Source organism: Paenibacillus sp. P4_A7, from assembly GCF_056402455.1.
Genome location: NZ_JBFUHJ010000204.1, coordinates 1 through 9,217 on the forward strand (window position 1 = coordinate 1; position 9,217 = coordinate 9,217).

Annotated in this window: 6 protein-coding genes and 1 pseudogene; all 7 read right to left on the reverse strand. The window is 44.4% G+C overall.

Annotated features, from left to right (window positions below):
• Positions 1-340 (reverse strand): annotated as a pseudogene (locus tag AC1DWN_RS20620) (sugar ABC transporter permease); the annotation flags it as partial.
• Between the two features lie 145 nt (positions 341-485).
• Positions 486-2,165 carry an extracellular solute-binding protein gene (locus AC1DWN_RS20625; RefSeq protein ID WP_477560785.1) on the reverse strand — a complete coding sequence of 560 codons (1,680 nt, stop codon included), beginning with the start codon at positions 2,163-2,165 and terminating at the stop codon, positions 486-488.
• A 188-nt stretch (positions 2,166-2,353) separates the two neighbouring features.
• Positions 2,354-4,360 (reverse strand): hypothetical protein, encoded by a 2,007-nt coding sequence (locus AC1DWN_RS20630; protein ID WP_477560786.1) that lies wholly within the window; start codon positions 4,358-4,360, stop codon positions 2,354-2,356.
• Between the two features lie 20 nt (positions 4,361-4,380).
• On the reverse strand, positions 4,381-5,796 hold the full coding sequence (locus AC1DWN_RS20635) for a sialate O-acetylesterase (RefSeq protein WP_477560787.1): 1,416 nt from the start codon (positions 5,794-5,796) through the stop codon (positions 4,381-4,383).
• Positions 5,797-6,104: 308 nt separating this feature from the next.
• Complete coding sequence (locus AC1DWN_RS20640; protein WP_477560788.1) at positions 6,105-7,238, reverse strand: Gfo/Idh/MocA family protein; 1,134 nt, start codon at positions 7,236-7,238, stop codon at positions 6,105-6,107.
• 45 nt (positions 7,239-7,283) lie between these two features.
• Positions 7,284-8,675 (reverse strand): L-arabinose isomerase family protein, encoded by a 1,392-nt coding sequence (locus tag AC1DWN_RS20645; protein ID WP_477560789.1) that lies wholly within the window; start codon positions 8,673-8,675, stop codon positions 7,284-7,286.
• A gap of 18 nt (positions 8,676-8,693) precedes the next feature.
• Positions 8,694-9,217 (reverse strand): amidohydrolase family protein (locus tag AC1DWN_RS20650; protein WP_477560790.1); only part of this gene is annotated, 524 nt, incomplete at its 5' end.

A 9,217-nucleotide genomic window follows, 5' to 3' on the forward strand; every position in this document is an offset into this window, starting at 1 on the left:
GGTATACGAGAGTCTGAACGGCTCTCTTAAAAAACTCTTTACCCATTTCATTCAGTAGGATCGAGATGGTAATAGGTATAAGTAGTCCGCCTATTATTTTCATTATCGCAATAAATAGAGTATTGAACATAATCCGATCAATATCAGGATATTCCAGCATGTATTCGAAATTTTTCCATCCAACCCATGGCGAATTAAATATCCCGCGCGTTGGAATATACTTCTCAAAGGCAATAGCGACACCCACCATTGGCACATAACTGAATATAATTGCAATTATTATACCTGGCAGCAGCAATAAATGAAGCGGCCATTCCTTTGCAAACCTTTTGATGATCATTCCAAACTACCTCCCAAGCGTAAACAGCTGATGCTGACCTTAGCAATGCAATCTCGTTTCACGGTGAAATATTGACTGTGTATATTTTCAAAAAAATCAGGAGGAGACCCCACAGCTTGCAGCTCCCCTCCCTACGCGATGGTTATTACTTTGCTACGCTTGCGTGCCACTCATTAACTTCTTTTGTCATATCGTCGCCGCCAAGCTTCTTCCAATCTTCAACAAACTTATCAAACTCATCTATCGAAACCTGATTCATAATAATTTTAATAAACACTTCGTTCATCTTTGCATCAAGTATCGGTTTTTTCTCAAGCATTATGGGACCTGTACCTCCATAAAACTCATTAAAATGGTAGAGATCCTTTTTCAAATAGTCATACATGATGGATAAGGCTCCCTTAGGTCCCGAAATCGGATATTCTGCCCATTCTTTCATATCTCCGTCCAAGTATTTCATGATTTTCCCATAACGATTTGGTGCTTCTAGGCCAGTGAGTGAAGAAGGATCCTTCGCTTCAATCGCTTTAGGTACAACATCACCTAACATTACTGTCTCCGTCTGAGAGAATACACGGACTGGACTTAGTTTCCAGTAATTCACAGCCTCTTCGTTCTGAAGGAGGTATACTTTGTCTGATTCCTCGGGCTTCGTGTAAATCTGTACCCATTTGTTGAGAAGTCGAATGACGGCTTCTGGGTTTTTCATTTTTTTGGATACGACGTAGTAACCGGCAACTCCCAGCTCGACTTGTGACAGCGCAGGCTTGTCGTCAATAGATACGATTGGGTATGGCCACCAATCTTGCGCCAATTTTCCATCTTGAATCGCACTGGTGACCAGTGGCCATCCACTGAGCCAGAAAGGACCATATACAACACCGATTTTGTCACCTGCAAGCAGCTCATTTTCCTTCGTAACATCTTTAACACCGAATTCCGGATCGATCAGTCCATCTTTATACATATCTTGCAACTGCTTCAACGCTTGCTTCATTTCCAGCTGGATATTACCATTCACCAGCTGTCCGGAAGCATCTTTCACCCATTGATTTGGATAGGCATGGAATCCATTAAAGAAACCTTTAATATCAAATGTTCCGTCCAAGAAAAATTCTTTTGTCATTGGGATGCCGTAAGATTTGCCCGTTCCTCCTGGATCCTGTGTCACGAAAGCCTTTGCGATATCGATAACATCCTGCATGGTTTTTGGCTCTGACAGATTTAACTTCTTCAGCCAATCTCTTCTGATCCATACTTGAGTGGATGAAGTATAAGGGCCATTGGTAAGAGGGATGGCCATCAGCTTCCCATTGCTTTTAGCGGAATCCAACTGCTTACCTCCATCTCCGGTTAAGTAAGCTTTTGTCTCCTCGGTAGCCGTTTTCTCATAGACATCTGTAAGATCCATAATCATGTCGGCTTCAATAAGCTGCTGCAGCTTTGCCATATCGTCAACCAACATAAGATCCGGAATATCATTTGATGAAATACTCATTTGCACCTTCTGGGGATACTGAGTCGTCTCTGCAACCCATAAGTTTTTAATTGTAATGCCAAGGTCTCTCTGAAGTGCATCGGTTACAGCATTTTTATCAATGGTTTCTCCCGAGATGTACTTAATATCCGCAGCATTATCACGACCCATCGTAATTTCTACAGGCTCTGGTTTCTCGTTTTTCGGTTCACTTGTTTCAACCGCGTTACTGCTTTCTGGTGCCTGGGTGGATGATCCTTCGTTCGAATTGTTGCCGCTGCAAGCACTTACAAAAGTCAACACCACAATCAAAATACAGGATAAAATCAATCTCTCCTTGCGCTTCATCGTGAATCCCCCTCGTCATTTTCTGGAGTGTTGAGTATCTAGGCTACTGCAGCCAGATGTGACATTAAATTTACATTTGTTGCAAGATTTAATGTCAACTATCTCCCATAAGTTAATTATAGTAGCTTCTGAACGCCAACTCTATACGCATGACTTTACATCGATGCACAGTTTTTTACATCCATGCTTTAAGATCCACTTGCTCTCTGTAGAACGGTCACTGTTAATGGAGCGAAATTCACTTTCAAAGCAGTCCAGTATTGCTCACTTCGTAAATCGAGCTGATGTCCCATCGGGTTATTACGGTTAAACAGCTTCCAATTATCATCAGTTAAATCCGCTCCTGCAAGCTCGATACTATCCAATTCGTCTAATGAGTTATTTATAATTGCGATGAATTGTTGATTACCGGATCTGAATTCGTATACAGCAACATGTGGAGAATAGCTCGTAACCATTAATGGCTTAGGAGCCCCCATCCTATTTATTATTTCCTGAAGCACGGCACGACGGATCGGATTAAGCAGACCTTCTGGATCTTTCTGTCTATATGGTAAAATAAAAACGCGCTCATCCACGATGGTCATTCCTGGRCAAATAGCTTCTCCTTGTACATTCAAAATTCGTGAGATCACTTCTGCGGAGCCTTGTTCATATTGAATGTCCAAACAATGTCCTAAGGTAAGATAAGGTCTCATCCTCCCTTCTTTCGTTYTTGAGTATTCTTGACCGTTCACAATTTGTTCTATTGATTGCATCTTTAGCCAAGTTACATGCTTCACACCACATAATGAACCTAGTCCCATCTCATATAACGTGTACAGCGCATCTCCGTCCAAAAGAATGCAATGAGCTGCGAATAGCTCACGTATTTGTTTCTCATCGTAATTGCGAAGAATTTGCCCGGATAAAGCTATGATCCCTTCCTTTTCAGGCCACTCTACCACATATTTGTTAGCTATTCCGTATGACGAAAGTAAGCTTGCCCAAAATGTCTCCATTGGGTTTAGCGCTTCCATAGAACGCTGCGTAGTCGTATGTAGAGAGTAAGAGGAACGTTCATTTACAAGCACCTGTACGCCAGTCATCTGATCTACTTTGAGTTCCATTGAAGCTACAGCATTTAAAAAATCTTTCTCTTCATTTAACCAACGTTCTGCCTGTTCCTCGGGATATAAACCATTGCCAAGCATATCGATAATATTTAAGGTAATCCCTTTACTACCAAGCAGTAAAGAGGATTCCAATTGATACTTCTGAAAGGACTTCGATTTGGAGAAGGAGGTATATGGAACGTTCTCCAGTTCCGGGAATGTTTCCGTATGTTCAGGAAGGAAAGCAGCCGTCAAACGTGATACTTCATTGAAATACCAAGAGTACAACATACCACTAGTTTCCCGATAGGCAGGTAAATGAGGTCGAACTATGGCTGGCTGGTCACCGTCAAATGCTGCCATCATCCCATGCCAGTCCCGGCCTTCCGCAGCGTGTACACTAGGCATACTCGTCATTAAGCCAATTCGTGTATGAGGCGAGACACGGTGTACCGCATCACTTATCGTTTCCGCCAATTGGACCATCGTCTGTCGGCAGGATTCCAACCAAATCTGGCGATATTCATGCGGCGCTCCGGACGCTAGTAAACCTCTAACGAATTTCTCACGATCCACAGAGGATTCACCTGCTTGCTTGGCAAACTCGTTTAAATGCGCCTCGCAGAAGCATCCACCCCACACGAGAGGAGCATGATTATGGAAGCGGAAATCATCCTCCACCCATAGTGAATAAGGCTGCAGACTTGCATAATAAGCATACATTTCAATGATGTAGCTCCTCCACTCTGGACATAGAGGGCATACCGCGACAGTAGATTGATTCCCGTGTGGATCGACCATCAATTGAAAGTTAAGATCTGGGGACAGATGATTACCTGCAGAATCATGCAGGAGCGTATTTAATGGATTGACCGAAGTTGTAACCCCAATCTTATCCAGCTCAATTTTCGCCCGACCTATCATTTCAATCCAAGGCTTTACTTCTTCCATCGTATTATGTCGAAGATTTAATGGCTCTATAAAGAACATAACATCATCAATTCTACCCTTGCGACAAAACGCGACTAATGCTTCAAGACGTTCTTCTTCCCAATGGCCTGGCTGCAGGGTATAACGCAGCATATATGCATACTTTGACATGTTCGACCCATCCTATTTTCTTATTTGGTTTTTCGTTTGATTTGTACATGATAAAACGAGAGCATTGGCAGATGAGTACCCGTATCCAAAATCGGAAAAGCAGACGGATTAGCTTCGTATGTGCCGTGGACGAAACAAGTGCCTTCGATGGATCGTGGAAGGGTGAGTTGAACCTTGTTCTTATTCAGAATTGTCCACTGTGTAATCATCTCGAGACCTCGCTCATCATCAATCGAAAAAAGACACTCTCCTGGTCCGATTGCAAATAACTCACCAAGTACATCTGTAAACTCTACTATTACCGTTTGTTTCCCTTCCAAGGTGCGGGGGCCGTGCACTGCTTCCCTCACATTCGGAGCCTGATAAGGTACTGACTTCCCATACTGTGTAGCCAATGCCACTCTTGCCAATCGTCCGCCGATCAGCAAATTTCCTGCAGGGCTATTATGAATATTATCCGAGAGCGGGCTATCGAGCGAGGGTACGACATACACTTGATCGTCCCGCATTGCCGCGAGCCGTTGAGCTTCGCGAACCATTCCCCAATATCGGTTTCCTTCTTCACCATCCGCATACCCTGCATATCGATTTAGCTGTACAGTCAAAACCGGCAGCTCACGATTCTGCCATTCATTTCGCCAATGATCCACCATTTGTGTGAACCTATCTAGATACGATGGAGCGTTTATTGCATCGCAGTCGCTGCATCCCTGATACCATAACATCCCACTCACTTGCCCGCCTGCTGAATATATGACCTCCATCATATTGCGGTATAAATCACCGATTTCATTCGGATTCCATCTCTCCAACGGGGAACCACCTAAAGCGGTTTGAAGAAGACCGATCGGAATACCCGTCTCTTTCTTGATCAACTTCGCAAATGCAAGGTAGGGGGAGTGTCCAGGATTTACCGGCTCGCCATTCAACATTTGAACCGATTGCGTTGATTCATTGAAGGGATGTGTCGCCAAATCCCATTTCCCATTATGCCGCAGTAGGTGAACACCCATTTCTGGCGGGTCATAAACGGCCCCTCTGCCATAACCTGTCGCGTTGCTTTGCCCCGCGATCACCCATATGTCTCCAACGGCTACATGGTGAATCATATCGCCGCGTGTAGAGAGCTCCATTGGCTGCTGCTCATTCAGACGAAGGCAAGTTTCAATTCTATACAAGCCTCCAGTGGGAATATGTGTAATGCTCACATTCCATTCTGCGCCCGCGTTCATGGAACACCGTTTCCAAGGCACGACAGGCCCACTGCCATCTTCATTAACTACACAAGCATAGACGTAAGCCTCTTCTGAGAAAGTACCTTGATTCATCGACCACGTTCCTCTTAAATCAATTGCACCAAAGCCTTGAATACGCTGTAAAATTGCCCAATGCTGCGGTCCTTGAGTGATTTGAACACCAAATTGTTTGTTAGTCAAGTTATGCCCTCCGATATTCATGACGTCCTATTCTGTGTATTATATAGGTGCCCACGAGACCAATCTATACACTTGTTTTTACATTCATGTGCATCTTTTTACGGCTCAAAAAAACGCCCCACTCTTGAGATGAATTTTGAAATACATTCATTTTGACTTCCAAGAGTGGAGCGCTTCCGTCTAACACCTAATCGGCAGCTGTCTATTTAATTGTCATCAAGTTTATATCTAAATTATAAAAGGTAAATAATAAAGTCTCTATACTCATTTCGTTACTTTAGTGTGCATTTGTTTACACTAGTGCTCACTTACTCCCAATCAATCGTTTGAAAAGTGTCTGTTCGAGAGGATTCTCTAGCTTTCAGGCACAATAATCCACTTAACAAGCCTTCACCCAATGAAYGGATTGGGTCAGCACCATTTCGCATCATTGCYACGAAGTTAGCAGCCAATGCGGCATCTCCGCCGAAATGCTCTTCTCCCGGATCAATATCATACGTTTCAACTCTAGCAGTATGATGCATGAATACTTTGATTTGGTTCGTAAAAAAATCAAATTCTATCGTTCCTTTATACCCCATAAAACGTGCTCCTCTAGCCGCTGCCCCTCTACGTACAAAAAAGTTCTGCGAATAGGTAGCATGCATGCCACTTTCATAACGGATCAGAGCACTCCCTGAATCCTCGTTACCCGTATCTTTCGCAAAGCAACAATAAGCCCATGTATCCCGAGTCTCTTTGTCTGCAAAAGCCGTGCTTTCTTCGCATGTTCTATTCTCATCGCAATCGACGCATTTCAGTCCCGCAGGTTTTGTTCCCGTGAAAATTCGTTTTGAGGTCATTGCGCTTATACTTATCGGTCGTAACTGAAGGACATCGGTTATATAATCGAAGTCGTGCGTTGCCTTCTGAAGGAACATACCGCCCGTCTCATTCTCATCACGATACCAATTATGATAGTAAATGCCTCCGTAAGGAACGTTATTAACGGCCTGAACATGCTCAACAGTACCAATTTTCCCAGATTGGATAATTTCTTTCACCATGTTGACCATAGAGGTCAAGCTTAGCGGAAAAGAGACCAGCACCTTCGACTTCCCGGACTCGTAGCCCTGTTTCAACCGACGCAAGTCATCCATATTCGTAGCTACCGGCTTCTCCAAAAATAACGGAATACCTGATGGCATAACCTTGAGCGCCATTTCAGTATGCAAGGAGCAGCGAGTACCTATCAGTATTCCATCCAGCTCCTCGCCTGCAATCATTTCCTCAGGCGTATCATAAAAGTTGACTTTATCCAATCCGTTATTTTCCCGGTTTCTCTTAAACTCGTCGTTTCTGACATCTACGATGGCAGCGATCCTGCAGTCGCTATCGTATTTCACGATGGACTGAAGCATATTACGAATGCGACTGCCGTAACCTATGACTCCCAGTTTCATGCTTGGTCCTCCAGTCATATATTTTTGAAATCCATCGCACACGGACTAACCTATGTTTACGACCTTCCAGCCCATCGTTTCGCCAAATCGTTCCAACACTTTCTCCACTTCACCATAAACGATAACGCCATGGTGAGTACCACCGTTTTTGCTGAATGAGGTTAAGAAATCAGAAACCGGCATGCTTGGCTCAAACCAGCCGCGGATCGCGTCTGGCATCCGATCCTCGCCTTGTACCTCCAGCATCTCCACAGGTGATAAAATCATGGAGTAGGTGTCGTCCTTCCCCGGTGCTAAGCTGACATAAACTGCTTTTCCACCACGGAATCTCCCATAGGCGACGACAGGACTTCCCGCGTCAGTAAAAGGAAATGCCTTCTCCTGAAGTGTCATCTTCTCAGCCGCAATGCGCACATTCATCTCGCCCATGTGGCTGACTAGTATACGGTTGTTTTGCCAGTCTGGACAAAACATCTCTGCGAATGACGTTTCTGGGTATACGGAAAGCAGTGCACCAACTAAAGCAGCGGTAAGGACATCCCCTTCTCCCGCATAGCCTATCCCTCTTTCCATCGCTTTGCTTGCTTCCATGAACGGCATGCAAGGAAGACCCGATTGCTTCGTTATGTCCATAAAGTTTACGGTAAACGCCGTTAAGTTGTTTTTCTCCACCAAACTTCTAACCATTAGGCATGCTTCGGTCGACTGCTTGTAAACGTCTTGGTCTAGACTTATGGACTTAAAGCGTTCCCGATCAACTCTCATTTCTTCTTCAATCTGTACTTCCGTTACCGCTTCAAATCTCGTTTGATCATCAGTGAGATCAAATTCGATTGTCTCCATACCAATGGTAGACCGTAGAACATCAGTCGGCACTAGAAAATCTCCCATGCCTTCGAACGAGCGTCCTAGTCTTCCCACTCTCGCTGTCTTCATGCTTTTTGTCATTCTTGCGGCTTTGACGCAATCCGTTACTCGATCCAGCACATCCGACTGAGACCAATGCCCCGCTTCAATCTGAAACTCTTTCCCGTTGCGCAGCAAGAGATTGCACATGTCTTGTACACCGTGTATGCCGTGATTGTACATGATTTCATCTGGCAGCTGCAGCGGACTTAAATCAAAAGTCGGAGTCGTGTCAAGGATGACGAGCGGAAGCTCTGTAGCTGCCAAGAGACTCGCGGATTCAAGTGAAGGAGAATAGGCCAGATGCAAGGTCACGACAGCATCGACATCCTCTTGCTTGAAGATTTGAAGGGCTTCCTCGAACTCAGACTTAATCCTGCATAGCTGAACGGAAACCACGTTCAACCCTTTATTTTGAAGCTGGCTTGTAATCGTATCATGAAAGGCATCCGCTCTTTCTCTGATTTCAGGCCAATGATCGTCGTATAATTTAATGTACAAGGGCAACAGTCCGATTTTTAGCTTCTCCATCCGTCATTCTCCTTCTTCTTATCGATTATTGATACTATTGATAAGTGCGTAAGCATTATTGTAGAATACGTCTTCGATGTCCTGCTTCGTTAAACCCTCCGCCTCAGCGGCCAACCTGAACGCTTCGATCTCCTCATACATGAAGAACGTTAAGGCATCCGCCTCCTCATTCTCCACCTCGCGCATATGTTTGTCGTCTGAAACATCCCCGTATAATCCCTTTGGAACTAAATTCACATAATTTCCGTCTTGGCAAATTCGTCTAGTCCTCATTCGTAGAATAGGCAGGTCACTTCCGAAAAGAATACGTTTTGGTCCTACCGCTTTAATCAGCTGTTGGAAAACATAATCATTCGTATTTGCACTAATATCGAATACCATATTTTTCGTCTCGGCTAGAACTTCGAATGCGTCTCCAATATCCTCAGGGCAATAAGCTCTACCGACATGGGCTACAATCAGTTTGACTGACGGATATTTTCTTTCAATCTCCAATAATTGCGCGAGATTTACGGGATCCTTCAGTCTGCCGTCTCTCGGGA